The sequence below is a fragment of the Streptomyces tauricus genome, from assembly GCF_014650955.1.
GTDB classification, from domain to species: domain Bacteria; phylum Actinomycetota; class Actinomycetes; order Streptomycetales; family Streptomycetaceae; genus Streptomyces; species Streptomyces tauricus.
Window position 1 is genome coordinate 16,873 of the sequence record NZ_BMVY01000043.1, and the last position, 25,924, is coordinate 42,796.

The 25,924-nt window shown below is 69.1% G+C and carries 25 protein-coding genes and 1 pseudogene; 24 read left to right on the plus strand and 2 right to left on the minus strand.

The window, feature by feature from the left end:
* Nucleotides 1-95: 95 nt before the first annotated feature.
* Entirely contained in the window at nt 96-1,001 is a 906-nt protein-coding gene (locus IE278_RS37000; protein ID WP_189779311.1) for a tRNA (adenine-N1)-methyltransferase, read from the plus strand.
* 190 nt (nt 1,002-1,191) lie between these two features.
* Nucleotides 1,192-1,767: a hypothetical protein gene (locus IE278_RS37005; RefSeq protein WP_189779313.1), complete on the plus strand. Its 576-nt coding sequence runs from the start codon at nt 1,192-1,194 to the stop codon at nt 1,765-1,767.
* Nucleotides 1,768-1,858: 91 nt separating this feature from the next.
* Here IE278_RS37005 and IE278_RS37010 read toward each other — a convergent pair whose 3' ends face one another.
* Nucleotides 1,859-2,164 (minus strand): ferredoxin, encoded by a 306-nt coding sequence (locus IE278_RS37010; RefSeq protein WP_189779315.1) that lies wholly within the window; start codon nt 2,162-2,164, stop codon nt 1,859-1,861.
* Nucleotides 2,165-2,415: 251 nt separating this feature from the next.
* On the opposite strand from IE278_RS37010, the gene arc reads away from it, so the two are divergent.
* From arc to prcA, 6 genes are all read left to right on the plus strand, one after another.
* Complete coding sequence (arc, locus tag IE278_RS37015; RefSeq protein ID WP_189779317.1) at nt 2,416-4,182, plus strand: proteasome ATPase; 1,767 nt, start codon at nt 2,416-2,418, stop codon at nt 4,180-4,182.
* Between the two features lie 234 nt (nt 4,183-4,416).
* Nucleotides 4,417-5,928, plus strand: a complete 1,512-nt coding sequence (gene dop / locus IE278_RS37020; RefSeq protein WP_349294312.1) for a depupylase/deamidase Dop — start codon at nt 4,417-4,419, stop codon at nt 5,926-5,928.
* 156 nt (nt 5,929-6,084) lie between these two features.
* Nucleotides 6,085-6,300, plus strand: a complete 216-nt coding sequence (locus IE278_RS37025; protein ID WP_189779319.1) for a ubiquitin-like protein Pup — start codon at nt 6,085-6,087, stop codon at nt 6,298-6,300.
* Nucleotides 6,301-6,342: 42 nt separating this feature from the next.
* Nucleotides 6,343-6,948 (plus strand): endonuclease VII domain-containing protein, encoded by a 606-nt coding sequence (locus IE278_RS37030; protein ID WP_189779321.1) that lies wholly within the window; start codon nt 6,343-6,345, stop codon nt 6,946-6,948.
* Nucleotides 6,900-7,745 (plus strand): proteasome subunit beta, encoded by an 846-nt coding sequence (gene prcB, locus IE278_RS37035; RefSeq protein ID WP_189779323.1) that lies wholly within the window; start codon nt 6,900-6,902, stop codon nt 7,743-7,745. Before IE278_RS37030 ends, prcB begins: the two co-directional genes overlap by 49 nt.
* Before the next feature lie 56 nt (nt 7,746-7,801).
* Complete coding sequence (gene prcA, locus IE278_RS37040) at nt 7,802-8,548, plus strand: proteasome subunit alpha (protein WP_189779325.1); 747 nt, start codon at nt 7,802-7,804, stop codon at nt 8,546-8,548.
* Between the two features lie 224 nt (nt 8,549-8,772).
* Here prcA and IE278_RS37045 read toward each other — a convergent pair whose 3' ends face one another.
* Nucleotides 8,773-9,789, minus strand: coding sequence for a LacI family DNA-binding transcriptional regulator (locus IE278_RS37045; protein WP_189779327.1), 1,017 nt, complete (start codon nt 9,787-9,789; stop codon nt 8,773-8,775).
* Nucleotides 9,790-9,917: 128 nt separating this feature from the next.
* On the opposite strand from IE278_RS37045, the pseudogene IE278_RS37050 reads away from it, so the two are divergent.
* From IE278_RS37050 to IE278_RS37125, 16 genes and pseudogenes are all read left to right on the plus strand, one after another.
* A pseudogene (locus tag IE278_RS37050) lies at nt 9,918-11,176 on the plus strand (MFS transporter).
* A gap of 9 nt (nt 11,177-11,185) precedes the next feature.
* Nucleotides 11,186-12,547 (plus strand): Pup--protein ligase, encoded by a 1,362-nt coding sequence (gene pafA / locus IE278_RS37055; RefSeq protein WP_149512755.1) that lies wholly within the window; start codon nt 11,186-11,188, stop codon nt 12,545-12,547.
* Nucleotides 12,548-12,720: 173 nt separating this feature from the next.
* Complete coding sequence (locus IE278_RS37060) at nt 12,721-13,734, plus strand: FKBP-type peptidyl-prolyl cis-trans isomerase (RefSeq protein ID WP_189779329.1); 1,014 nt, start codon at nt 12,721-12,723, stop codon at nt 13,732-13,734.
* Nucleotides 13,735-13,785: 51 nt separating this feature from the next.
* Nucleotides 13,786-14,157: an FKBP-type peptidyl-prolyl cis-trans isomerase gene (locus IE278_RS37065; protein ID WP_189779331.1), complete on the plus strand. Its 372-nt coding sequence runs from the start codon at nt 13,786-13,788 to the stop codon at nt 14,155-14,157.
* A gap of 149 nt (nt 14,158-14,306) precedes the next feature.
* On the plus strand, nt 14,307-15,260 hold the full coding sequence (locus tag IE278_RS37070) for a helix-turn-helix transcriptional regulator (RefSeq protein ID WP_189779333.1): 954 nt from the start codon (nt 14,307-14,309) through the stop codon (nt 15,258-15,260).
* 15 nt (nt 15,261-15,275) lie between these two features.
* Nucleotides 15,276-16,409, plus strand: coding sequence for a helix-turn-helix transcriptional regulator (locus IE278_RS37075; RefSeq protein ID WP_189779335.1), 1,134 nt, complete (start codon nt 15,276-15,278; stop codon nt 16,407-16,409).
* A gap of 11 nt (nt 16,410-16,420) precedes the next feature.
* On the plus strand, nt 16,421-16,708 hold the full coding sequence (locus IE278_RS37080) for a hypothetical protein (protein WP_189779337.1): 288 nt from the start codon (nt 16,421-16,423) through the stop codon (nt 16,706-16,708).
* Between the two features lie 9 nt (nt 16,709-16,717).
* Nucleotides 16,718-16,912 (plus strand): hypothetical protein, encoded by a 195-nt coding sequence (locus IE278_RS37085; protein ID WP_107019847.1) that lies wholly within the window; start codon nt 16,718-16,720, stop codon nt 16,910-16,912.
* A gap of 237 nt (nt 16,913-17,149) precedes the next feature.
* A complete protein-coding gene (tatA, locus tag IE278_RS37090) occupies nt 17,150-17,434 on the plus strand; it encodes a Sec-independent protein translocase subunit TatA (protein WP_189779339.1) in 285 nt (94 codons plus the stop codon).
* Nucleotides 17,435-17,483: 49 nt separating this feature from the next.
* Nucleotides 17,484-18,446 carry a twin-arginine translocase subunit TatC gene (tatC, locus tag IE278_RS37095; protein WP_189779341.1) on the plus strand — a complete coding sequence of 321 codons (963 nt, stop codon included), beginning with the start codon at nt 17,484-17,486 and terminating at the stop codon, nt 18,444-18,446.
* Nucleotides 18,447-18,476: 30 nt separating this feature from the next.
* Nucleotides 18,477-19,367, plus strand: coding sequence for a diacylglycerol kinase (locus tag IE278_RS37100; protein ID WP_189779343.1), 891 nt, complete (start codon nt 18,477-18,479; stop codon nt 19,365-19,367).
* A 229-nt stretch (nt 19,368-19,596) separates the two neighbouring features.
* Nucleotides 19,597-22,458: a DEAD/DEAH box helicase gene (locus tag IE278_RS37105; RefSeq protein WP_189779345.1), complete on the plus strand. Its 2,862-nt coding sequence runs from the start codon at nt 19,597-19,599 to the stop codon at nt 22,456-22,458.
* 362 nt (nt 22,459-22,820) lie between these two features.
* On the plus strand, nt 22,821-24,428 hold the full coding sequence (locus IE278_RS37110) for a sensor histidine kinase (protein ID WP_189779347.1): 1,608 nt from the start codon (nt 22,821-22,823) through the stop codon (nt 24,426-24,428).
* A complete protein-coding gene (locus tag IE278_RS37115) occupies nt 24,425-24,832 on the plus strand; it encodes a roadblock/LC7 domain-containing protein (protein WP_107019841.1) in 408 nt (135 codons plus the stop codon). Before IE278_RS37110 ends, IE278_RS37115 begins: the two co-directional genes overlap by 4 nt.
* Nucleotides 24,829-25,269 (plus strand): DUF742 domain-containing protein, encoded by a 441-nt coding sequence (locus IE278_RS37120; RefSeq protein WP_189779349.1) that lies wholly within the window; start codon nt 24,829-24,831, stop codon nt 25,267-25,269. Before IE278_RS37115 ends, IE278_RS37120 begins: the two co-directional genes overlap by 4 nt.
* Nucleotides 25,250-25,864, plus strand: a complete 615-nt coding sequence (locus IE278_RS37125; protein ID WP_189779351.1) for a GTP-binding protein — start codon at nt 25,250-25,252, stop codon at nt 25,862-25,864. The genes IE278_RS37120 and IE278_RS37125 overlap by 20 nt, the downstream gene beginning before the upstream one ends.
* Nucleotides 25,865-25,924 lie beyond the last annotated feature (60 nt).

Sequence of the window (25,924 nt, forward strand, 5' to 3'; positions counted from 1 at the left end):
CGAATCCAGCCACGACGCACCCGCACCCCGCCATGCTTCCCAGCACCCCGGGTGGGTGGTCGGCGCCCCTCACAATCGCCGGTAGGCTGGCGCACATGTCCGAACCGACCGGTGCCGCCCGCCGACGCGGGCCCTTCAAGGTCGGGGACCAGGTACAGCTGACCGACCCCAAGGGCCGCCACTACACGTTCACGCTCGAAGCAGGGAAGAACTTCCACACCCACAAGGGTTCCTTCCCGCACGACGAGCTGATCGGCGCACCCGAGGGCAGCGTTGTCCGCACCACGGGGAACGTCGCCTATCTGGCGCTGCGCCCCCTGCTCCCCGACTACGTCCTGTCCATGCCCCGCGGCGCCGCCGTGGTCTACCCCAAGGACGCGGGGCAGATCCTGTCCTTCGCCGACATCTTCCCCGGCGCCCGCGTCGTGGAAGCCGGCGTGGGCTCCGGCTCCCTCAGCACCTTCCTGCTCCGCGCCGTCGGCGACCAGGGCATGCTGCACTCGTACGAGCGCCGCGAGGACTTCGCCGAGATCGCCCAGCAGAACGTGGAGCGCTACTTCGGCGGCCCCCACCCCGCCTGGCAGCTCACCGTCGGCGACCTCCAGGACAACCTCTCGGACACCGAGGTCGACCGCGTAGTCCTCGACATGCTCGCCCCCTGGGAGTGCCTGGAGGCCGTCTCCAAGGCACTCGTCCCCGGCGGCATCGTCTGCTGCTACGTGGCGACCACCACCCAGCTCGCCCGGACCGTCGAGTCCATCCGCGAGATCGGCTGCTTCAACGAGCCGAGCGCCTGGGAGTCGATGGTCCGCAACTGGCACATCGAGGGCCTGGCCGTCCGCCCCGACCACCGGATGATCGGCCACACCGGCTTCCTGCTCACCGCCCGCCGCCTCGCGGACGGCGTCGAGCCGCCCATGCGCCGCCGCCGCCCCTCCAAGGGCGCGTACGGCGACGACTACACCGGACCCAACGCCGACGGCGGCGCCCCCGGCCGCTGAAGCGGCCCCGTGCCGCACACAACGCGCAAGCACCGTGGCCGAGTTCCCGAGGACCCCTCGGGAACTCGGCCACAGCGCATTTCCCTTGACGTTCCGCCAGTACCGTCGACCCCACCGTTCCCTCGCGGTGTGACGTGTGGCACCATTCTGGCCACCCCACCGGCACAGCCCTCACGGGAGACACTTCCTAGTGCAGCATTCCGCCGTCCCGGAACTGGCCCACACGCACACCCGCCCCATCCACTGGGTCGCCACGGCAGCGGCGCTCGCCGCGGTGGTCGCGGCCTCGGGCTTCCTGCAGCCCGACAAGGCCACGGCCGCCCAGCACGGCATCGAGGCCAAGAGCGCCCCGGCGGCCACGACACCCCCCGACCCCGCCCGCGCCGACTTCCCCCTCGACTGCGGCCCCGCGAAGGTCCTCATCCAGAAGAAGGCCTCGGGCGACCTCGACGGCGACGGCCTCCCCGAGACGGTCGCCGTGGTCCGCTGCGACGCGGGATCCGGCACTCCGCCCAGCGGCATCTACGTCCTCACCGCGTCCGGAGGCACCTCGAAACCCAGAGTCGTGGCCACCCTGGTGGATCCCGAGGACCGACTGTCCGTCCAGGACTTCGCCGTCCGCGACGCCACCGTCACCGCGACCCTGCTCGGCTACTCCTCACCCGACGTACCGAGTTGCTGCCCCGACGTGAACGAGAGCGCCAAGTGGCAGTGGAAGAACGGCGCCTTCGTACGCTCGACATCCCCCGCGGCCCGCAGTATGTGAGACCGGGGCACCGGAGCGGGAAGCCGGACATGTGAGAAGAAAGACAATCCGGAGGAACCGGGCACCTGTGTCACGCGAGGTGCCCGTCCGCTCACTCCGCGTCGGGACCGTAGACCTCGACGCTGTCCGACACGCGGCGTACATGGATGCAGTCGCCCGGACACTCCTTCGCCGAGTCGGCGACATCACGCAGAAGCGTCAGGGGTACGGGCGTTGTCGCCCCCGGGGTCTGCAGAAGCTCGTCACCCGGGCTCTTCACATAGGCCAGCCCGTCGATGTCCAGTTCGAACACCTCGGGCGCGTACTGGGCACAGATCCCGTCGCCGGTGCACAGGTCCTGGTCGATCCAGACCTCAAGCGCCTCGCCGTCGACTCCGGCCTCCTGCTGCACGGTCATTTCTCCTGCCGTTTCCTGCGCAGAGCCGCCTCAGGACGGGGAATCCGGCCAGCTCTGACGGGTGTTGAACACTTCGACCCTACCTCCGTCGGCTTCCCAATCATGTTGGGTGGGTATTCCACTGGCGTGAGGGAGAGCGCAAGGGTGAAGATCGGACACACCCCGACAGTCTTTTGATCTAGGGGTTTCAATCGACACCCACCCAGGTAGGGTCTGGAAGCGTCCAGCTCCCCTTGGAGGAGGTGAGGACCGTGGCAGCCCACGACGACGACATGAACCGCGGCATCCGCCCGGGACGAGGGTCCGACGACCCGTCCGGGCAGATTGCCTACCTTGAGCAGGAGATCGCCGTCCTGCGACGCAAGCTCGCCGACTCTCCGCGACACACGAGGATTCTCGAAGAGCGGATCGTCGAGCTGCAGACCAACCTGGCCGGCGTCTCCGCGCAGAACGAGCGGCTGGCCAACACCCTCCGAGAGGCCCGCGACCAGATCGTGGCACTCAAGGAGGAAGTCGACCGGCTCGCACAGCCGCCGGCCGGCTTCGGAGTCTTCCTCGCAGCGAACGAGGACGGCACCGCCGACATCTTCACCGGAGGCCGCAAACTCCGGGTGAACGTCAGCCCAAGCGTCGAGCTCGAAGAGCTCAGGCGCGGCCAGGAACTGATGCTCAACGAAGCTCTCAACGTGGTCGAGGCCATGGAGTACGAGAGCGTCGGCGACATCGTCACCCTCAAAGAGATCCTCGAGGACGGCGAGCGCGCCCTCGTACAGGGGCACACCGACGAGGAACGGGTGGTCCGGCTCGCCGAACCACTCCTGGACGTAGTCATCCGTCCGGGCGACGCCCTCCTCCTCGAACCCCGCTCCGGCTACGTCTACGAGGTCGTGCCCAAGAGCGAGGTCGAAGAACTCGTCCTCGAAGAGGTCCCCGACATCGGCTACGAGCAGATCGGCGGTCTGGGCGGCCAGATCGAGATGATCCGCGACGCGGTCGAGCTGCCCTACCTCTACCCCGACCTGTTCAAGGAGCACGAACTGCGGCCGCCCAAGGGCGTACTGCTGTACGGGCCCCCCGGTTGCGGCAAGACACTCATCGCCAAGGCCGTCGCCAACTCCCTGGCCAAAAAGGTCGCGGAAGTGACCGGACAGGCCACCGGCAAGAGCTTCTTCCTCAACATCAAGGGCCCCGAACTCCTCAACAAGTACGTCGGTGAGACCGAGCGGCAGATCCGCCTCGTCTTCCAGCGCGCCCGTGAGAAGGCCAGCGAGGGCACCCCCGTCATCGTCTTCTTCGACGAGATGGAATCCCTCTTCCGCACCCGCGGATCAGGCGTCAGCTCGGACGTGGAGAACACCATCGTCCCGCAGCTGCTCGCCGAGATCGACGGCGTGGAAGGCCTGCAGAACGTCGTGGTCATCGGTGCCTCGAACCGCGAGGACATGATCGACCCCGCCATCCTGCGCCCCGGCCGCCTCGACGTGAAGATCAAGATCGAGCGTCCGGACGCCGAAGCGGCCAAGGACATCTTCGCCAAGTACCTCACCGAGCGGCTCCCGCTGCACCCCGAGGACGTCGGAGAGCACGGAGGCAGCAAGAGCACCACCGTCCAGAGCATGATCCAGACCGCCGTCGAGCACATGTACACCGAGTCCGAGGAAAACCGCTTCCTCGAGGTCACGTACGCCAACGGCGACAAGGAAGTCCTCTACTTCAAGGACTTCAACTCCGGCGCCATGATCGAGAACATCGTCGGCCGCGCCAAGAAGATGGCGATCAAGGACTTCCTCGAACACAGCCAGAAGGGCCTGCGGGTCTCCCACCTGCTCCAGGCCTGCGTGGACGAGTTCAAGGAGAACGAGGACCTGCCGAACACCACCAACCCGGACGACTGGGCCCGCATCTCCGGAAAGAAGGGCGAACGGATCGTTTACATCCGGACACTCATCACCGGAAAGCAGGGCGCGGACACCGGACGCTCCATCGACACGGTGGCGAACACCGGTCAGTACCTGTAAAAGACAGGGTGGCTGCGGGTGCCCTCACCGGGTACCCGCAGCCAACTGTTTTCCAGGGCACAGCTGGAGCTGAGCAATGACGCAAATGATCTCCCCACCAGCGCAAAGGCGCTCTAGGCTCTTCGGTACCGCCGAGTCGCGCAGTGCGGGGACGGGCACCGCACACGCACCGGAGCGCCAGCGGTACTTGAGCGGCGTCCCCGACCGAGGACGCCGCCGGGCAAGGAGGGCCGCATGACCGTACGGCGAGTAATGGGCATCGAGACGGAATACGGGATCTCCGTCCCCGGCCACCCCAACGCCAATGCCATGCTCACCTCGTCCCAGATCGTCAACGCCTACGCGGCGGCGATGCACCGGGCCCGGCGGGCCCGCTGGGACTTCGAGGAGGAGAACCCGCTGCGGGACGCGCGGGGCTTCGACCTCGCCCGCGAGGCCGCCGACTCCAGTCAGCTCACCGACGAGGACATCGGCCTCGCCAATGTCATCCTCACCAACGGGGCACGGCTGTACGTCGACCACGCACACCCCGAATACAGCTCCCCCGAAGTGACCAACCCACTGGACGCCGTCCTGTGGGACAAGGCCGGCGAACGCATCATGGCCGAAGCCGCCGAGCGCGCCGCCCAGCTCCCCGGCGCCCAGCCGATCCACCTCTACAAGAACAACACCGACAACAAGGGCGCCTCCTACGGCACGCACGAGAACTACCTGATGAAGCGGGAGACCCCCTTCTCTGACATCGTGCGCCACCTCACGCCGTTCTTCGTCTCACGCCAGGTCGTCACCGGAGCGGGCCGCGTCGGTATCGGTCAGGACGGCCACGAACACGGCTTCCAGCTCAGTCAGCGCGCCGACTACTTCGAGGTCGAGGTGGGCCTCGAAACCACCTTGAAGCGCCCCATCATCAACACCCGCGACGAGCCGCACGCGGACGCCGAGAAATACCGCCGCCTGCACGTGATCATCGGCGACGCGAACCTCTCCGAGATCTCGACCTACCTCAAGCTCGGCACCACGGCCCTCGTCCTGTCCATGATCGAGGACGGCTTCATCGCCGTGGACCTCGCCGTCGACCAGCCGGTGCGCACCCTGCACCAGGTCTCGCACGACCCCACCCTCAAGCGCCTGATCACCCTCCGCAGCGGCCGGACACTCACCGCGGTCCAGCTCCAGATGGAGTACTTCGAACTGGCGCGCAAGTACGTCGAGGAGCGCTACGGGGCCGACGCGGACGAGCAGACCAAGGACGTGCTGACCCGCTGGGAGGACGTCCTGGGCCGGCTGGAGACCGACCCGATGAGCCTGTCAGGCGAACTGGACTGGGTGGCCAAGCGGGAGCTCATGGAGGGCTACCGGCGCCGTGACGACCTCGACTGGGACGCCGCCCGGCTGCACCTGGTCGACCTCCAGTACGCCGACGTACGGCCCGACAAGGGCCTCTACAACCGTCTGGTGGCCCGCGGCCGCATCAAGCGGCTGCTGGACGAGACGGGCGTCGAACGGGCCGAGACGAAGCCGCCGGAGGACACCCGCGCGTACTTCCGCGGGCGCTGCCTCGAACAGTACGCGGATGACGTCGCGGCGGCCTCCTGGGACTCGGTGATCTTCGATCTGCCGGGCCGGGACTCGCTCCAGCGCGTTCCAACCCTGGAGCCGCTTCGCGGAACGCGTAATCACGTCAAGGAGCTCCTCGACCGTTGTCGCACGGCAGAAGACCTGGTCAAGGTCCTGTCGGGCGGCTGAACCGGTCACCGGGCCGATCCCGCCCGACAGGGTGGAAATGCCGCCGTTCGGGAATCATCGAGATGGCTCCCGGACGTTGTAGCAACTGCGGGGCCGATGTCGGACCCTGCTTGTAGGGTCTGATCAAGAACGTCGAAACCGAGCGGGGTGAGGGTTATGGCGACCAAGGACACCGGCGGCGGACAGCAGAAGGCGACGCGCGAGACCGAACAGGTCGAGGAGGCGCCCGAGGTACAGGCATCCGAGGACCTCAAGGAGCGCCAGGAGAAACTGAGCGACGACGTCGACTCGGTCCTGGACGAAATCGATGATGTCCTTGAGGAAAATGCGGAGGACTTCGTTCGGAGCTTCGTTCAAAAAGGCGGGGAGTAAAGGCTGATCGCGTAATTCACCTTCGAAGCGAAGGTTCGGGGGATGGCGGGAAGGCTGCCGGAGAAGCGTTGCTCGGGCTGCGAGAGGGTTCTCCCTCTCGCTGCCTTCGCACGGGACAGGAACCGACTCGACGGCCTTCAGGTGCGATGCAGGGAGTGCGTGGCCGAATACGGCGCAGCGCACTACCGGCGCCGACGCGAGGCCGAAGGAAAAGCAGTTCGGGAAAAGGTGGACGTTCCGGCCGGGCGCAAGCTGTGCCGGACATGTGGCGAGGTCAAGCCGCACCGCGAACGGCACCGCAACTCGTCCGCGTCGGACGGGCTGTCCACACGCTGCAAAGCGTGTCGGGTCGTGCAGGGGCGGCAGGGCCACCTGAAGCGCCAGTACGGCATGACCGAAGCCGAGCGTGACGAGATGGTTGCCCCGCAGATGGGGCTCTGCGTGATCTGCCTGAAAGCTCCGGCCGTTCATGTGGATCACTGCCACGAGACGGGTAGGGTCCGTGGCGTACTGTGCTTCAACTGCAATTCGGCCATCGGCAAGTTGGGAGATGATCCCGACGCAGTTCGTCGGGCTGCCGCCTACTTGGAGGGATCCTCGTGGAAGCCAACACTCGTAGCACCGGGCGTCTACCAGCTGCCTTCCTGACGCCCGGGTCGTCGTCCTTCATGGACTTCCTGTCCGACCATCAGCCCGAGATGCTCCCGGGCAAGCGGCAGTTGCCGCCCACGCAGGGAGTCATCGAGGCCCCGCACGGCACGACCATCGTCGCCGTCACCTTCGCCGGCGGTGTCGTTCTCGCCGGTGACCGGCGGGCCACGATGGGCAATGTCATCGCGCAGCGGGACATCGAGAAGGTGTTCCCGGCGGACGAGTACTCGGCCGTCGGTATCGCCGGTACGGCAGGCCTGGCCGTCGAGATGGTGAAGCTGTTCCAGCTGGAGCTGGAGCACTTCGAGAAGGTGGAGGGCACCACGCTCTCCCTGGAGGGCAAGGCCAACCGCCTCTCCACGATGATCCGTTCGAACCTCGGCATGGCCATGCAGGGCCTCGCCGTGGTCCCGCTCTTCGCCGGTTTCGACGTCGACCGCGACAAGGGCCGCATCTTCTCCTACGACGTGACGGGCGGCCGCTCCGAGGAGCACGGCTTCGCGGCCACGGGCTCCGGCTCGCTCTTCGCGCGCGGGGCCATGAAGAAGCTGTTCCACAAGGACCTGACGGAAGAGCAGGCCACGACGCTCGTCGTGCAGGCGCTGTACGACGCGGCAGACGACGACTCGGCGACCGGTGGTCCCGATGTCGCCCGCCGGATCTACCCGATCGTCACCGTGATCACCGAGGACGGCTTCCGCCGGCTCACGGACCAGGAGTCCTCCGAGATCGCCGGTGCGATCATCGAGCGGCGCCTGGAGCAGCCCGACGGTCCGCGGGCCGCGCTGCTCTAGCGGCGGCCCGTTTACAAGGTGATCCAGTGACTTCCACAGAAAGGGACGGATAGCCGGTGTCGACGCCGTTCTATGTATCACCCCAGCAGGCCATGGCCGACCGGGCGGAATACGCCCGCAAGGGCATCGCCCGTGGCCGCAGCCTCGTTGTGCTGCAGTTCGCCGACGGCATCGTGTTCGTCGGCGAGAACCCGTCCCGTGCGCTGCACAAGTTCAGCGAGATCTATGACCGGATCGGCTTCGCGGCCGCCGGCAAGTACAACGAGTACGAGAATCTCCGGATCGGCGGTGTGCGCTATGCCGACCTGCGGGGTTACACGTACGACCGTGACGATGTGACCGCCCGTGGTCTGGCCAACGTCTATGCCCAGACGCTGGGCACGATCTTCTCGTCCGCGGCGGAGAAGCCGTACGAGGTGGAGCTGGTGGTCGCCGAGGTGGGGGAGACCCCCGAGGGCGACCAGATCTACCGGCTTCCGCACGACGGGTCGATCGTGGACGAGCACGGTTCGGTGGCGGTCGGCGGCAACGCCGAGACGATCAGCACGTACCTCGATCAGCGGCATGAGGACGGGATGTCGTTGGCCGAGGCGCTGAAGCTGGCGGTTCAGGCGTTGTCGCGTGACACGAACGGCAGCGAGCGGGAGATTCCCGCGGAGCGGCTGGAAGTCGCCGTGCTGGACCGGACGCGGCCGCAGGCGCGGAAGTTCAAGCGGATTGTGGGGCGGCAGCTTGGGCGGTTGCTGGAGGAGGGGGGAGCCTCCACGGCTGCGGAGGCGGAGGATCCTGAGGACGAGGAGTGACCTCCTCGGCTTTCTGACCGCCTTCACCCCCGTGTGCCCGTGCCCTCGGCCTCTTCAGGCCGGGGGCACGTGGTGTTCTGCGGGCCGGTGAGGGCTGGTCGCGCCGTTCCCCGCGCCCCCTGAAAGTGACAAGATTGCGCCGTTCCCCGCGCCCCTAAAAGATCAAAAGATTGCGCCGTTCCCCGCGCCCCTGACAGGCAAAAGATTGCGCCGTTCCCCGCGCCCTAGGAGGTTGCCGGTGGGGCTGTGGAGCCTCGGAGTATCAGGGTTACCGGGATGTCTTCCTGGGTGAGGGGGTGGGTGTTCAGGACCGCCAGGAGGGCTTGCATGCCGCGTTCGCCGAAGAGTTCGGCGTCCAGGCGGACCGTGGTGAGTTCGGGGTCGAGGGCGGTGGCGAGGGCCAGGTCGTCGAGGCCGGTGACGGAGAGGTCGTCGGGGATGCGCAGGCCGAGGCGGCGGGCGGCCTTGTAGGCGCCGGCGGCGAGTTTGTCGTCGTCGCAGACGAGGGCCGTGGGGCGGGGGCCGGGGGCGGAGAGGGCGGTTTCCGCGGCGGCCCGGGCGTCGTCGATCGAGATGGGGGCCGAGGCCGTGCGCAGCTCGGTGCCGGGGACCGCGGCGAGGCGTTCGGCGAGTTCGCGGGCGCGAATGTCGAAGGTCCAGGACGGGATGTCCGCCGCGAGGTGTAGGAAGCGGCGGTGGCCGAGGGCCAGGAGGTGTTCCGCGACCTGTCGTACGCCGTCGCGGATGTCGAGGTTGACGGTCGCGGCTCCGGTGCTGCCCGCCGGGTCGCTGTCGAGCATGACCAGGGGGAGCTGGTCGCCGCGGATGGCGGTGAGGGCGTCGGCGGCCATGGAGGAGGCGATGACGCCGTCGAGGGCGGCCTGCGCGGAGGCGAAGGGGTCGCGGGCCGGTCCGATGCCCTCGGGGGAGGGGTAGAGCAGGACGCCGAATCCGTGTTCGGCGGCGACGCGGGCCGCGCCGGTGTACACGCCCGCGAAGAACTCCGTGGTGAGGGCGGGGACCACCAGGAGCACGGTGCGGGTGCTGCCGAGGCGGAGGTTGCGGGCGGCGAGGTTGGGCCGGTAGCCGAGTTCCCGGGCGGCTTCGCGTACGCGTTCGGCGGTGCGTTCGGAGACGCGTCCGCGCCATTTGTCGCCGAGCACGAGGGAGACGGCCGCCTGGGACACCCCGGCGGCCTGGGCGACGTCACGGCTCGTGGGGCGGGGGCTGCCTGCTGCCACCGTCGACCTGTCTTTCTGCTGGACTCGCGGACAGCGCACATGGTACGTATGACGAGCGACGTTATACGTACAACCTCCGGCGTTCACCACAGAGCGGACGGGGCTCCGACGGGACAGAGGGGCGGGACATGGCCGCGGGGTACCTGGAGATTCTCCGGACGAGACATGCCACACGGCTGCTCGTGGGCACTCTGGTGGGCCGGTTGCCGAACGCCGCGGGCGCCATCGCCGTCGTGCTCTTCGTGCGCGCCGAAGGCGGCAGCTACAGCCTGGCGGGAGCGCTCACCGCGGTCTACGGAGTGTCGAACGCCGTGGGGCAGCCGCTGCTCGGCCGGCTCGTGGACCTGCACGGGCAGCCGCGGATCCAGTTGCCCGCCGCGCTCGTCTCCGCCCTCGGTGTGAGCGTGTTCGCCCTGACCGGCATCCAGTCGCTTCCGCTCGCGTACCTCCTGATGGTGGTCGCCGGATTCTTCACGCCGCCGCTGGAGGGCGGTCTGCGGGCGCTGTGGCCGTCGGTCCTGCGCAAGGAGGGGCAGGTGCACACGGCGTACGCGATGGACGCCGTGGCGCAGGAAGTCATGTTCACCGTCGGGCCGTTGCTGGTGACCCTCTGCGTGTCCCTGTGGTCCGCCCAGGCCGCCCTGGTCGTCATCAACGTCATCGGGGTCCTCGGGGCCCTCTCCGTGGTCGTCTCGGGGCCCTCGCGCGCGTGGCGTTCGGCGCCCCGCGAGGCGCACTGGCTCGGCGCGCTGCGCTCGCCCGGACTGATCGCGTTGCTCGGCGCGTTCCTTTTTGTGGGTATCGCGCTGGGTTCCATCACGGTCGCGGGTGTGTCGTACGCGGACGACCACGGGGGTGACGCGACGTACGGCTGGCTGATGGCCGCGCTCGGGCTCGGCGCGCTCGTCGGTGGCACGGTCTACGGGGCGCGGCAGTGGGGTGGTGCCCCGGAGCGGCGGCTGCGGGTGCTGGTGGCGCTTCTGGCGGTGTGTTACCTGCCGCTGATGCTCATGCCGGGGGCGGTGGCGATGACAGGGCTGGTCGCGCTGGCAGGGGTGTTCCTGGCGCCCTGTATCGCGTGTGCGTTCATCATCGTCGACCGGCACGCGCCGAGGGGCACGGTCACGGAGGCGTTCTCCTGGCTGGTGACGACGTTCACGGTGGGCGCGTCGGTCGGAACGGGTCTCGCGGGACCGGTCGTCGAGTGGGGCGGGGCGGTGCGTGGCTTCGCCGTACCGGGGGTCGCGGGGGGTGCCGCGCTGCTCGTTCTGCTGGCCACGGGGCGGGTCCTCGCAGCTACGAGCGGCAGTGCGGTGGTGGAGGGAAGTTCGGAAATGATCGAAACGTAGGAGCCGAACCCCGTTTCAGCACAGGCCTTCAGGCGTAATGTTCAGTCATGGACCGCCGCATTTTCGGGCTGGAGAACGAGTACGGCGTCACGTGTACGTTCAGGGGACAGCGGCGCCTGTCTCCCGACGAGGTGGCGCGGTACCTCTTCCGCCGTGTCGTGTCATGGGGCCGCAGCAGCAATGTCTTTCTGCGAAACGGTGCCCGCCTCTATCTAGACGTGGGATCACATCCGGAATATGCCACTCCTGAATGTGACAACCTGACGGAACTCGTCACCCACGACAAGGCCGGCGAACGCATTCTGGAAGGACTCCTGGTAGACGCGGAACGACGCCTGCACGAGGAAGGAATCGCGGGCGACGTCTACCTCTTCAAGAACAACACCGACTCGGCGGGCAACTCCTACGGCTGCCACGAGAACTATCTGGTGGCCCGTCACGGGGAGTTCTCCCGGCTCGCGGACATTCTGATCCCCTTCCTCGTCACGAGGCAGCTCCTCTGCGGTGCCGGAAAGGTGCTGCAGACCCCGCGGGGCGCGGTCTACTGCGTCAGCCAGCGGGCGGAGCACATCTGGGAGGGCGTCTCCTCGGCGACGACCCGCTCCCGGCCCATCATCAACACCAGGGACGAACCGCACGCGGACGCCGAGCGCTACCGCAGGCTGCACGTCATCGTCGGCGACTCGAACATGTCCGAGACGACCATGCTCCTCAAGGTCGGTGCCACCGACCTCGTGCTGCGCATGATCGAGGCGGGCACGGTGATGCGTGACCTGACCCTGGAGAACCCGATCCGGGCGATCCGCGAGGTCAGCCATGACATCACGGGCCGCCGCAAGGTGCGCCTGGCCAGTGGCCGGGAGGCATCCGCGCTGGAGGTACAGCGCGAGTACTACGAGAAGGCCGTGGACTTCGTGGAGCGCCGCGGTATCCGTACGGGCGTCGTGGACCAGGTTCTGGAGCTGTGGGGCCGCACGCTGGATTCGATCGAGTCCGAGGACCTCGACCGGATCGGTACCGAGATCGACTGGGTGATGAAGTACAAGCTCATCGAGCGGTACCGCGCCAAGCACAACATGACGATGTCGCATCCGCGCGTCGCCCAGATAGACCTCGCCTACCACGACATCCACCGTCGCCGGGGTCTCTACTACCTGCTGGAGAAGCGGGGTCAGGCCGCGAGGATCTGCAACGACCTGAAGATCTTCGAAGGCAAGTCCGTGCCGCCGCAGACCACTCGGGCCCGGCTGCGGGGTGACTTCATCCGGCGCGCGCAGGAGCAGCGCCGTGATTTCACCGTCGACTGGGTGCATCTGAAGCTCAATGACCAGGCGCAGCGCACGGTGTTGTGCAAGGACCCGTTCCGGTCCGTCGACGACCGGGTGGAGAAGCTGATCGCCGGGATGTAGGAGTTCGTCAGCACGGCAGGGGTCCCGCACACCGTGGGTGTGCGGGACCCCTGTCACGTTCTCCGTTACGTCCTCCGTATGTCTCGGTGGGTACGGTCGGTTCCGCCTGCCCCGGCCCGGTGGTGTGAGGGCCTAGAGTGGCCGGACCCCATTCGAGCGACCTGAGGATCGATGTGCGACGCCGACTTGCTGCTCTCCTGATCGTGCCTGCCCTGGCGCTGACCGCGTCCGGCTGCGGAAGTGACGACGACAAGGGCGACAAGGACAAGGCCGATTCGTCGGCGTCGTCCTCCCCGTCCGCCGCTGCGGCGCCGAAGCCGGTGGACTCGGCGTCGCCGATGCCCGAGGTGAAGGGCGCGTTCGGCAAGAAGGCGACGATCGACGTGCCCAAGGCCGACCCGAGCGACAAGTTCGTCGTGCACACGGTCTCCGAGGGCGACGGCTCGGTGGTGAAGAAGGACGACCTGGTGTCGATGAACTTCACCGGCAAGGTCTGGAAGAGCGGCAAGGACCTCGGCTCCTCGTACCAGGAGGGCGGGGCGCCGCAGTTGATCACGGCCGGCTCCGAGACGGTCATCCCGGCGTTCTCCCAGGCGCTCGTGGGGCAGAAGGAGGGCAGCCGGGTCCTGGTCGTCGCGCCGCCGGCCGCCGGTTTCGGCAGCCAGGGCAACCAGCAGGCCGGGGTCTCGGGCACCGACACCCTGGTCTTCGCGCTGGACGTGGGCGACGTCGTCCCCAACAAGGTCGAGGGCAAGCAGGCCGCGATCCCGTCGGACCTGCCGCAGATCAAGGCCGACGACGAGGCGCCCGCCACGATCACCGTGCCGAAGAACGACCCGCCGGCCAAGCTCGTCGACAAGGTCCTCATCGAGGGCAAGGGCGCCGAGGTGAAGAGCGGCCAGTCGGTCACCATGCAGTACAGCGGCGCCGCGTGGAAGCTCAACGAAGGCAAGGCGAAGGCCACGCTCTTCGACTCGTCGTGGAAGACCGGCCAGCCCTTCAGCACCGTCATCGGCCAGGGCCAGGTCATCGCGGGCTGGGACAAGGGGCTCGTCGGCAAGCACGTGGGGGACCGGGTCCTGCTGGTGATTCCGCCGGCCCAGGCGTACGGCGACGAGGCCAAGGGTGAGGAGCTGCCCGCCAAGTCCACCCTCGTGTTCGTGGTCGACATCCTGGCCGCGAGCTGAGGATGACAGACTGTCCGGGTTGTCCCACCGAGAACGAGCAGGAGCACTGACGTGAGCATCGAGAAGCCCGAGATCGACTTCCCGGGCGGCGAGCCCCCCAAGGACCTCGACATCAAGGACATCTGGGAGGGCGACGGCCCGGTGGCCAAGGCGGGCGACACCGTCTCGGTCCACTACGTCGGTGTGGCCTTCTCCACCGGCGAGGAGTTCGACGCGTCCTGGAACCGCGGTACGCCGCTCAGCTTCAAGCTGGGTGTCGGTCAGGTCATCGCGGGCTGGGACCAGGGCGTGCAGGGCATGAAGGTCGGCGGTCGCCGCCAGCTGGTCATCCCCTCGCACCTCGCGTACGGCGACCGCGGCGCCGGTGGCCGTATCGGCCCCGGCGAGACGCTGATCTTCGTCTGTGACCTCGTAGGGGTCTGAGGTTCCGATTTCCGTAGGTCGTGTGATCGCTGTCCGACTGGATTCGATCACTTGGGGTCCATGCCTGTCCGGGCATGGGCCCTCGGCTTTTGCCACGACACCCCGGGGCGGTACGGTCATCGGTCGGAAGCACCATAGGAAGGGCGTCGATGGCCATTGCCAAGGCAGAGCGGCTGATGAACCTGGCGCTGTGTCTGCTCGGGACGCGGCGACCGCTCAGCAAGCGCGAACTCCGTGAGTCCATCGAGGCCTATCTGGAGGCCGGCTCGGACGACTCCTTCAACCGGATGTTCGAGCGGGACAAGGACGATCTGCGCGAACTCGGCCTGGTCATCGAGACGGTGGAGAACCTCGACGGCGAGGTCGGCTATCTGGCCCGCCGCGACAGCAACCGGCTGCCGCCCATCACGCTCGACGCCGAGGAGGCCGCGGCCCTCGGGCTCGCCGCCAAGGTCTGGCAGCAGGCCCGGCTCGCGGGCGCGGCGAGCGGCGCCCTGCAGAAGCTGCGCGCCGCGGGCCTGCCCGAGGGCGTCGACCCGTACGAGCCCCATGGGGCCCTGGAACCGCGCATCCCCGTGCACGAGGCTGCCTTCGAGCCGCTGATGCTCGCCTGCCGCGACCGGCGTCCCGTCACCTTCGACTACCGCAAGGCGACCGCGGCCCGCCCCGGGCCCCGCCATGTCGAGCCCTGGGCCCTGGAGTGCTGGCGCGGCCACTGGTACCTGGCCGGCTGGGACCGCGACCGGGGGGCCGAGCGCGTCTTCAGGCTGTCCCGGATCACCGGCAAGGTCCGTACCCGCAGTGGCAGGTACACGGCCGAGGTGCCCGACGTCGTCACCGTGCGGGAGACCGTCGCGGGCTGGGCCGGGGACATCACCGACCGCTCCGCGCTGATCCGGCTGCGGACGGGCTCGGGATACCCGCTGCGCGCCAAGGCGGCCTCCGTACGGGAACTCGGTGACGGGTGGGACGAGTTGGAGGTTCCGTACGGGCACGGTCTGGACGCCTGGCTGGTGGAGTTCGGGCCCGACGTGGTGGTCCTGGAGCCGGCCGAGCTGCGGGCCGACGTCGTGGACCGGCTGCGCGCTGTGGCCAAGGGCTGAGGGGGACGTAGGAAAGTGGCAGGAAAACCGGCCAGGCCCACGAACGCGATCGACCAGACGCGGCGGATGCTGTCCCTGGTGACGTATCTGCGGGAGCGGCCCGGCGCGCGGATCGAGGACGTGGCGCGGGCCTTCGGGATCACCGAGGACGAGCTGATCTCCGACCTCGACGTGCTGCCGCTGTGCGGGACCAGCTTCCGCGGCGGCGACCTGCTCGACATCGACACCGACGGCGACCGGATCTGGTGGCACAACCCCGACGACGTCGCGGAGCCGCTGCGGATCGCCGCCGACGAGGCGACCGCGCTCCTCGTGGCCGCGCGGGCCGTGTCGACCCTGCCGGGACTGCGCGAGGGCGACCGGCAGGCGCTGCTGCGGGCCACCGCGAAGGTGGAGGCCGCCTCCGGCGAGGCGGCGAGCGCCAGCTCCCGGCTGTCGGTCACCTTCGAGGCGGAGGGCGGGGTCTTCGCCGACGTCGACCGGGCCATCTCCGAGCGGCGCAGGCTGTGGATCCGCTACTACTCGCCGTCGCGGGACGAGCTGAGCGAGCGCGAGATCGACCCGATCCGCCTGGTCAGCGTCGGGCACACGTACGTGGAGGCCTGGTGCCGCCGCTCGGAGGCGCGGCGCACCTTCAGGCTGGACCGGGTCGCCGAGATCAAGATCCTCGACGAGCCGTCCGCGCCGCCCGAGATCGAGCTGCGGGACCTCTCGGAGGGCCTGGTGCAGCCGGCCGCCGAGGACCCCGAGGTGGTCGTGGAGGTCGGCCCCGGCGGACGCTGGGTCGCCGAGTACTACCCCCACGACAGCGCCGAGGAACTGCCGGACGGCGGCCTGCTCATCACACTGCGCACCCCGGACCCCGCGTCGCTGCGCCGCCTCGCCCTGCGGCTCGGGCGCGACGGCCGGATCGTCTCGCCGCCGGAGGTCGCCGACAGCGCCCGCCGGGCGGCCCGTGAGGCGCTCGCGGCCTACGACGGACCGCTGGACGCGTACGACGCCGGGAGCGTGCCGCAGGCCCTCCCAGGGGCACCGCGCGACGGCGTCACGGATGCTCCCTCCGGTGGTGACGGGGGAGTGCGGCGCCCGGAGAGCGGGCCGCACGGAGTTCATGACGGGCTGTACGGCAGGCAGGAGCAGGGGCTGTGAGCGGGTCGGCAATGTCTGGTACGAGTGAGATGTCCGTGGCGTCCGCGTTCTCCGGGATGACGAGAGTGGACCCCGTGGTGTTCAAGGCCGCGTGCCCGGACTGCCGGGGCGGCTTTGAGCTTGCCGCGAGCGCCCTGCGCCTGGTCGTCGGCGCCACACATCGGACCACTTTCTACTCCTTCACCTGCCCGGAGTGCCGTACGGCGGTCCGTAAACCGGCCGGGGAGCGCATCGTCGAGCTGCTCACCGGAGGAGGGGTGCGGGCCCTGCGTCTGCAGAGGACGGGCCGGGGGGCTTAGGGTCGAGCCATGTTCTGGCCGATGTTCGCGATCGCTGTGGGTTTCCTGGGAATCGCCGTGCTCGGCGTGCTCGCCGTCCGTGTGTTCCTGGAGGCGGAACGTCTGGGCAGGCAGGTCGACGAATCCGCACGCCGGATCAGCCGCGCGGCCGAGGATCTGGAGCACGCGTCCGTGGGAGTGGCACGTTCCGCGGACGCACTCTGAGTCTTCCTGTCCGTACGCTTTGAGTCACTCTGACCTGTCAACTTCGCAGGGTCGGCAGGTACGCTGCTGGTCGCGGCCCGGAGAGTGAGGCGCCGACCGCGAACTGGGAGTACGCACAGGGATTGCCTCCCGTTCACCCCTGAGCGTTACGATCGCTGCCAGCGCGACCCTCGGACAGACGTCCGACCGGTCGGGCAGCAACCCAACCACGCCGCCTCGGTGAGAAGGTAAAAGCTTATGTTCGGAAGGCTCGGCGCTCCCGAGATCATTCTCATCCTCGTCGTCGTCATCCTGCTGTTCGGCGCGAAGAAGCTTCCCGACATGGCCCGCTCCCTGGGCAAGTCCGCCCGCATCCTCAAGAGCGAGGCCAAGGCGATGAAGAGCGAGGGCAAGGACGACGCCGCCGCTCCGGCCGCGCCCCCGCACGACGACCAGCAGCCCCAGCGCACGATCCAGGCCGCACCCGGCGACGTGACCAGTTCCCGCCCGGTCACCGAGCCCACGGACACGACCAAGCGCTGACCTAGGGGGCCGGTGACCGCCGGCCTGCCGCACGAGATGGGAACGTGGGTTGCTGAAGTCCGCCCGCAAGAAGGAAGAGAAGGATCCGGAGGGGCGGATGCCCCTCGCGGAACATCTTCGTGAGCTCCGCAACCGGCTCGCGAAGGCGATGCTGGCCATCGTCCTCGTCACGGTCGTCGCCGCCTTCTTCTACAACGACATCATCAACTTCTTCACGGAGCCGATCCTCAAAGAGGTCGGCTGCGACAAGACCTTCCAGCAGCTGGCGAAGTCGTCGTCCGACGACCCCTGTGCGCAGATCACGATCAACGGTCTGCTGACGCCCTTCACGCTGGCCCTGAAGGTCTCCCTGATGGCCGGTGTCGTGCTGGCCTCGCCGGTCTGGCTCTACCAGCTCTGGGCGTTCGTCGCGCCGGGCCTGCACCGCAGCGAGAAGAAGTACGCGTACGCGTTCGTCGCGTCGGGTGTCCCGCTCTTCCTCGGCGGCGCGTTCTTCGCCTACAAGGTGCTTCCCACCACCGCGAAGGTCCTGATCGAGTTCACGCCGTTCGGCGTCGACAACCTGCTGCCGCTGGACGACCTGCTCGACCTCGTGACCCGCATGGTCGTCGTCTTCGGTCTCTCCTTCGAGCTCCCGCTGCTCCTGGTGATGCTCAACATGACCGGCGTGATCACCGGCAGGCGCATGGCCGGCTGGTGGCGCGGCATGATCATGGGCATCACCGTCTTCGCGGCCATCGCCACGCCCAGCACCGACCCGCTGACGATGCTGGCGCTCGCCGGACCCATCTGGATCCTGTACTTCGCGGCCACCGCCTTCTCCCTGCTGAACGACCGCCGCAGGGCCCGTCGTGAGGCCGAGGGCCCCGACGACGACGAGGCCTCCGAGCTGGACCTCACCCCCGAGGACATCGGTGAGATCGAACCCGTGGCGGCCAACCGCGCGCTGCCCGCGCAGGCGGAGGGCGAGCGGGAGCGGGAGCGGATCAACGGTTACGACGACGTGACCTGACGTCGCCGCCGACCTTGTAAGGTCCGGGCCGTGACCAGCGAGATCACCCTCTTCGTCAATCCCACCGCGGGACGCGGCCGGGGCGCCCGCGCGGCGCAGCCGGCCGCTTCGGCTCTCCGGGCCGCGGGCTTCTCCGTGCGTACGGTCCTCGGGGAGAACGCCCGGGACGCCCTCACGCGCGCGCGTGCCGCCGTGGCGGCCGGCACCGGCGCCCTGGTGGCCGTCGGGGGCGACGGCATGGCGGGCCTCGCTCTGCAGGCCGTCGCCGGGACGGACACGCCTCTGGGACTGGTCGCCGTCGGTACCGGGAACGACTTCGCACGGTCCCTGGGGCTGCCCGTGCGGGATCCGGCAGCCGCGGGGCGCGTGGTCGCCGGGGCGCTCAAGGAGGGCCGCCTGCGGGACATCGACCTCGGGCGGGTGGGCGGCACGTGGTTCGGCACGGTCCTCGCCTCCGGCTTCGACTCGCGGGTCAACGACCGCGGCAACCGGATGCGTTGGCCCACCGGGCGGTTCAAGTACGACCTCGCGATGCTCGCCGAACTCGCCGCCTTCAAGCCCTTCCCGTACCGGATCACGCTGGACGACGGCGAGGTCCGGGAGATCGAGGCGACGCTCGTGGCCGTCGGCAACGGGTCCTCGTACGGAGGCGGTATGCAGATCTGCGCGGACGCGGACCTCACCGACGGGCTCTTCAACATCACGGTGGTCGGCGCGTGCGGCCGTGCGTCACTGCTGCGGGTCTTCCCGCAGGTCTACAAGGGCACGCATCTGAGCCACCCGATGGTCAGCATGTACCGGGCCGCGAAAGTCGAACTGGCCGCGGAGGGGATCACGGGGTACGCGGACGGCGAGCCGCTGGGGCCGCTGCCGCTGGTCGCGGAGTGCGTGCGGGGGGCTGTGCGGGTCGCTGGGCCCTGAGCGGGCCCGGCCCCCCCCGGGGGTGGTGGGGCTGCTTGCGCCGTTCCCCGCGCCCCTGAGGGCAAGGGCGAAAGATTGCGCCGTTCCCCGCGCCCCTGAAGGCAAAGGCCAAAGATTGCGCCGTTCCCCGCGCCCCCAGGGGCTGGGGTGCAGGTGTGGCTCCGGAGGGGGTGGGTGGACACACCGGTGGGAAGCGGGTGTAGTCGGATCAGGGTGTTCCGATCGGATAATGATCGTCCTGTTGTCAGTGGTGGCCGGTAGTCTCGAAAGCACGATGACAGACGACCTCTCACCGGCCGAGCGGTACGCGGCAGCACGGAAGCGCGCTGTCGAGCAGGCCACCGCGCTCGCGGGCTTCCGCGAGATGTACGACTTCGGCCTCGACCCCTTCCAGATCGAGGCCTGTAAAGCTCTTGAAGGGGGCAAAGGAGTCCTGGTGGCCGCGCCCACCGGCTCGGGCAAGACGATCGTGGGCGAGTTCGCCGTCCATCTCGCCCTACAGCAGGGCAAGAAGTGCTTCTACACGACACCCATCAAGGCCCTGTCGAACCAGAAGTACGCGGACCTGTCCCGTCGTTACGGCGCGGACAAGGTGGGCCTCCTCACCGGCGACAACAGCGTCAACAGCGACGCCCCCGTGGTCGTGATGACCACCGAGGTGCTGCGCAACATGCTGTACGCGGGCTCGCGGACCCTCCTGGGCCTCGGGTACGTCGTCATGGACGAGGTGCACTACCTCTCGGACCGCTTCCGGGGCGCCGTCTGGGAGGAAGTGATCATCCACCTCCCGGAGTCGGTCACGCTGGTGTCGCTGTCGGCGACCGTGTCGAACGCGGAGGAGTTCGGGGACTGGCTCGACACCGTCCGCGGCGACACCGAGGTGATCGTCTCCGAGCACCGGCCCGTCCCGCTGTTCCAGCACGTGCTCGGCGGCCGGCGGATGTACGACCTCTTCGAGGAGGGCGAGGGCCACAAGAAGGCCGTCAACCCCGACCTCACGCGCCTGGCGCGCATGGAGGCGAGCCGTCCGTCGTACCAGGACCGCAAGCGGGGCCGCGCGATGCGCGACGCCGACCGGGAGCGCGAGCGCAGGCAGCGGTCCCGGGTGTGGACACCGGGCCGGCCCGAGGTCATCGAGCGGCTCGACTCCGAGGGGCTGCTGCCCGCCATCACGTTCATCTTCAGCCGCGCGGCCTGTGAGGCGGCCGTCCAGCAGTGTCTGTACGCGGGCCTGCGGCTGAACGACGAGGACGCCAGGGAACGGGTCCGTGCCCTCGTCGAGGAGCGCACGGCGTCCATCCCGGACGAGGACCTGCACGTCCTGGGCTACTACGAGTGGCTGGAAGGCCTGGAGCGCGGCATCGCGGCCCACCACGCGGGCATGCTGCCGACGTTCAAGGAGGTCGTCGAGGAACTGTTCGTACGCGGCCTGGTGAAGGCCGTGTTCGCCACCGAGACCCTGGCGCTGGGCATCAACATGCCCGCCCGTTCGGTGGTGCTGGAAAAGCTCGTCAAGTGGAACGGCGAGCAGCACGCGGACATCACTCCCGGCGAGTACACCCAGCTCACCGGGCGGGCCGGCCGCCGTGGCATCGATGTCGAGGGCCACGCGGTGGTGCTGTGGCAGCGCGGTATGAACCCCGACCACCTCGCGGGACTCGCCGGCACGCGCACGTACCCGCTGCGCTCCAGCTTCAAGCCCTCGTACAACATGGCGGTGAACCTCGTCGAGCAGTTCGGGCGGCACCGCTCGCGTGAGCTGCTGGAGACGTCCTTCGCGCAGTTCCAGGCCGACAAGTCGGTCGTCGGGATCTCCCGTCAGGTGCAGCGCAACGAGGAGGGTCTTGAGGGCTACAAGGAGTCGATGACCTGCCACCTGGGCGACTTCGACGAGTACGCGCGGCTGCGGCGCGAGCTGAAGGACCGGGAGACCGAGCTGGCCAAGCAGGGCGCCTCCCAGCGGCGGGCCGAGGCGGCCGTCGCGCTGGAGAAGCTCAAGCCGGGCGACATCATCCACGTGCCGACCGGCAAGTTCGCGGGACTCGCGCTGGTCCTGGACCCGGGGCTGCCCGCGGGGCGCTCCAACGGCCACCGGGGCTTCGAGCAGCACGACGGGCCCCGGCCGCTGGTGCTGACCGCCGAGCGGCAGGTCAAGCGGCTCGCGTCGATGGACTTCCCGGTGCCCGTGGAGGCCCTGGAGCGGATGCGCATCCCGAAGTCGTTCAACGCGCGCTCGCCGCAGTCGCGCCGCGATCTGGCCTCCGCGCTGCGGACCAAGGCCGGGCACATCGTGCCCGACCGGCACCGCAAGAAGCGGGCCGAGGCCGCCGACGACCGCGAGATCGCCCGTCTGCGGACCGCCATCCGCGCCCACCCCTGCCACGGGTGCAGCGACCGCGAGGACCACGCCCGCTGGGCGGAGCGCTATCACCGGCTGCGGCGCGACACCGCGCAGCTGGAGCAGCGCATCGAGGGCCGGACGAACACCATCGCCCGCACCTTCGACCGCATCGTCGCGCTGCTGACCGAGATGGACTACCTGCGGGGCGACGAGGTCACCGAGCACGGCAAGCGGCTCGCCAGGCTGTACGGCGAGATGGACCTGCTCTCCAGCGAATGCCTGCGCGAGGGAGTCTGGGAGGGCCTGGCGCCGGCCGAACTGGCCGCGTGCGTCTCGGCGTTGGTGTACGAGTCCCGGGTCGGCGACGACGCGATGGCGCCCAAGCTGCCGTCCGGCAGGGCGAAGGCCGCGCTGGGCGAGATGGTCCGCATCTGGGGCCGGCTCGACGCCCTGGAGGAGGACTTCCGCATCACCCAGACCGAGGGCGTGGGCCAGCGCGAGCCCGACCTGGGCTTCGCCTGGGCGGCGCACGAGTGGGCGTCGGGCAAGGGCCTGGACGAGGTGCTGCGCGAGGCGGAGATGCCCGCCGGTGACTTCGTGCGCTGGTGCAAGCAGGTCATCGACGTGCTCGGGCAGATCTCGGCGGCGGCGCCGATCTCCGGCGCGGCGAGCTCGACGGTGGCGAAGAACGCCCGCAAGGCCGTCGACCAACTGCTGCGCGGAGTGGTGGCGTACTCGTCGGTGGGCTGACGCGCCGAGACGCTGAGCCGTTGGACGGACCCGGGCCCGCACCGTGAGGGTGCCCGGGTCCGGGTCTGTTCCGTGGCGGTGCGAAAACCGTCATCACCCCTTCTGATGAGGGGTTTTCGTATGCCCGTACGCTGTCACTCTGGGTGTTCGCTTGGATGCGTGGCGTGTAAATGGGGCAGAGCGTACTCCTGTTGCGGGGGCGATTTCAGGTGGTTGCTGAATATGACACAGCGATGATCCGGTCGGACTAAGCTCGCCCGCAGCGCACCGAGTTGAGATGAATTCGTGCGCTTGTTCCCCCAAGTTCTGTAGATCCAGTTACCTCCCCCCGACCTCCAGTCGACTTGTCTCAGAGGGCATACATGGTGAGTGTTCAATTGCCTCCCGGTGGCCGCGAAGTTCCCTACGCGCGCGTGCTGTTGCTGCCGGCCATAGTGATGGCCGCCGCGACCGGCACCGCCGTCGCCCTGGTGACGCAGCCGGCTCGCGCGGCCGTCGGCTGGTGCGGAGCCATCGCGACCCTGCTCGTGATCGCCACAGCCGCGGAAGCGGTCCGGCGCGGCCGGGTCATCCGCGCGGCTCGGGCCGAACTCGCCCGCCGCACAGAGTCCATGGAACGGCGCGTCTCCCTGCACGACGCCGAGATCGACCATCTCCGCGAGCACCTGCTGCCCACCGTCCTCAAGGCGATGCGCGGCGGCAGGTCGCCCGAGGAGACGGTCCGGCGGCTGATCGACAACGACCCCGCCCAGCGGAACATCCCCCGCTCCCAGCGCGCACTCCTGATCGAACTGCTGCGGATCATCGACAACGAGGAACTGCAGCGCGAGGCCGCGCAGCGCTCCTTCGTCAACATCGCCCGCCGTGTGCAGGCGATCGTCCACCAGCAGAACGTGGAACTCCGCGAGATGGAGGAGGACCACGGGCGCAACCCCGAGGTCTTCGACGACCTGCTGCGCATCGACCACGGCACCGCGCTGATCGGCCGCCTCGCCGACTCCATCGCCGTGCTCGGCGGCGGCCGCCCCGGCCGCCAGTGGCCCGCGCCGGTCCCGCTGTACAGCGTGCTGCGCGGTGCCATGTCCCGCATCCTGGAGTACCGGCGCATCGAGCTGCACTCCATCGCCAAGGTGAGCGTCGACGGCATCCACGTCGAGCCGGTCATCCACGCCGCCGCCGAACTCCTCGACAACGCCACGCGGTACTCGCCGCCGCACACCAAGGTGCACGTCACCGCCGTCGAGGTGCAGACCGGCGTCGCCATCGAGATCGAGGACGCCGGCGTCAGCCTCAGCGAGGAGGCCCGTACCCGGGCCGAGCGGATGCTCGCGCAGGCGGCGGAAGGGCCCGACCTCAACCAGCTCGGTGAGGACCCCCGGCTGGGCCTCGCCGTCGTCGGCCGCCTCATGGACATGTACGACATGCAGGTCTCCCTGCGCCAGTCCGCGTACGGCGGCGTACGCGCGGTCCTCGTCGTACCGCGCAAGCTGCTCACCGAGGACAACGCCCCCGCTCTCGCCCACGGCATCGGCGCGGCGGCCGTACCCAAGGTCGACTTCGACGGCGTCGAGGGCCCCAAGCGCGTCGAGAAGAAGCGCCGTCCCACCACCGGACCGCGTACCTCCCGGCCGGACGAGATGGAGGACGACGTCCCCGAGGTCACCGAGTGGACGGCCAACGGGCTGCCGCAGCGCCGCAGCCGCGTCACGGTCCCCTACAGCCAGCGCGTGAAGGAGGCCAGGGCCGCCGCGGCGGAGGCGGAGGCCGCGCGCAAGGAGGGCCGCCCCGTCATCGACTGGACCCGGTCGTCCACCCAGGTGCCCAAGAAGAAGAAGGAAGAGAAGGAACCCGGGCTGTGGGTCGAGGCGTTCATGGCCGGCCTCAAGGGCGACGGAGACCAGCAGCAGACACCCGGAGCGACGAACAGTCCGGCCCGTACCGAGGCCGACGACGAGGGGGACCTCAAGTGATCCAGCAGCGCGCCAATTTCGACTGGATGCTCAAGGAGCTGTCCGACGGGGTGTACGGCACCCGGCAGGTGGTCGTCCTCTCCGCCGACGGTCTGCGCATCGCCCGGTACGGCGGCGACCCCGACGCCGCCGACCGCATCGCCGCGGCCTGCGCCGGACTCCAGAGCCTCGCCGGGGCCGTCGCCACCGAGATCCCCGACACCGACGGCAAGATGCGCATGGTCATCATCGAGATGGAGGGCGGTTACTTCTACATGATGGCCGCGGGGCCCAACGCCTATCTCGCGGTGCTGGCCGAGGCCCACGTCGACGCCGGACTCATGAGCGCCCGGATGCGTGACCTCGTCGTCCGGATCGGCGCACACCTCACGAGTCCGCCCCGGCGCAACGGGCAGACCGTATGAGTCCTCCCCAACGACGCCGGCGCCTGCCCAAGGCGGCGCCCAGGCCGAAACCCGCGCCGCCGCCGGAAGGACCCGGCGGAGCGACCGGGCCGGGCGCGCAGGGCCGGCCCCGCGAGCCGGAACGGCTGTATGTCGTCACCGGCCAGGTCGAGGGCGGCGACCGTGCCGAACTCGACCTGGTGACCTTAATCGTGGCGTGCGCCGACGCCCCGCCCACAGCCCAGCCGGAACAGTCGGCGCTGCTCCGGCTCTGCCAGGCCCCCATGTCCGTGGCCGAGGTCTCGGCCTATCTCAATCTGCCGTTCAGCGTGGTGACCGTACTGCTGACCGAGCTGCTGACGGCTGAACTGGTACAGGCGCGCGCTCCCATCGTCCGCGCGGAGCTGCCCGACCGATCCCTTCTCGAAGCGGTGATGCATGGACTTCAAAAGCTCTGACACCGTCCCGGGGCCCCGCGCCGAGGACCATCTCCCGCACACGGCGACCGCCGCGGTGAAGATCGTGATCGTGGGCGGATTCGGGGTCGGCAAGACGACGATGGTGGGTTCCGTCAGCGAGATCAGGCCGCTGACCACCGAAGAGACCATGACGCAGGCCGGCATCGGGGTCGACGACAACTACGGCTCCGACACGAAGACGGCGACCACCGTCGCGATGGACTTCGGCCGCATCAGCATCACCGAACAGCTGGTGCTGTACCTGTTCGGCACCCCCGGACAGGAGCGCTTCTGGTTCCTGTGGAACGGCCTGTTCGAGGGCGCTCTGGGCGCGGTCGTCCTGGTCGACACCCGGCGCCTGGAGGTCAGCTTCGACGTCATCGGACGCCTGGAGGAGCGCGGCGTGCCGTTCGTCGTCGCCGTCAACGACTTCCCGGACGGCCCCCGTTACCCCATGGAGGACCTGCGGGCGGCGCTCGACCTGTCCGAGGAGATCCCCATGATGCAGTGCGACGCGCGCCGGCGGGCCTCCAGCCGGGACGTCCTGATGACGTTGATGCGGTTCCTGCACTCGATCGCCATGGCGTCGGCCTAGGCGCTCCGTTGTGGGCGTGGAGACGACCCGCGTGCCCGGTGGGGGCTCGGCGCGCCCACG

Excerpts from the sequence above, each read along its gene's own strand:
- IE278_RS37000 (WP_189779311.1), top strand. The coding sequence starts at position 96 with ATGTCCGAACCGACCGGTGCCGCCCGCCGACGCGGGCCCTTCAAGGTC.
- IE278_RS37010 (WP_189779315.1), bottom strand. The coding sequence starts at position 2,164 with ATGACCGTGCAGCAGGAGGCCGGAGTCGACGGCGAGGCGCTTGAGGTC.
- dop (WP_349294312.1), top strand. The coding sequence starts at position 4,417 with ATGACCGTACGGCGAGTAATGGGCATCGAGACGGAATACGGGATCTCC.
- IE278_RS37025 (WP_189779319.1), top strand. The coding sequence starts at position 6,085 with ATGGCGACCAAGGACACCGGCGGCGGACAGCAGAAGGCGACGCGCGAG.
- IE278_RS37030 (WP_189779321.1), top strand. The coding sequence starts at position 6,343 with ATGGCGGGAAGGCTGCCGGAGAAGCGTTGCTCGGGCTGCGAGAGGGTT.
- pafA (WP_149512755.1), top strand. The coding sequence starts at position 11,186 with ATGGACCGCCGCATTTTCGGGCTGGAGAACGAGTACGGCGTCACGTGT.
- IE278_RS37070 (WP_189779333.1), top strand. The coding sequence starts at position 14,307 with ATGGCCATTGCCAAGGCAGAGCGGCTGATGAACCTGGCGCTGTGTCTG.
- IE278_RS37080 (WP_189779337.1), top strand. The coding sequence starts at position 16,421 with ATGTCTGGTACGAGTGAGATGTCCGTGGCGTCCGCGTTCTCCGGGATG.
- IE278_RS37085 (WP_107019847.1), top strand. The coding sequence starts at position 16,718 with ATGTTCTGGCCGATGTTCGCGATCGCTGTGGGTTTCCTGGGAATCGCC.
- tatA (WP_189779339.1), top strand. The coding sequence starts at position 17,150 with ATGTTCGGAAGGCTCGGCGCTCCCGAGATCATTCTCATCCTCGTCGTC.
- IE278_RS37105 (WP_189779345.1), top strand. The coding sequence starts at position 19,597 with ATGATCGTCCTGTTGTCAGTGGTGGCCGGTAGTCTCGAAAGCACGATG.
- IE278_RS37110 (WP_189779347.1), top strand. The coding sequence starts at position 22,821 with ATGGTGAGTGTTCAATTGCCTCCCGGTGGCCGCGAAGTTCCCTACGCG.
- IE278_RS37120 (WP_189779349.1), top strand. The coding sequence starts at position 24,829 with ATGAGTCCTCCCCAACGACGCCGGCGCCTGCCCAAGGCGGCGCCCAGG.
- IE278_RS37125 (WP_189779351.1), top strand. The coding sequence starts at position 25,250 with ATGGACTTCAAAAGCTCTGACACCGTCCCGGGGCCCCGCGCCGAGGAC.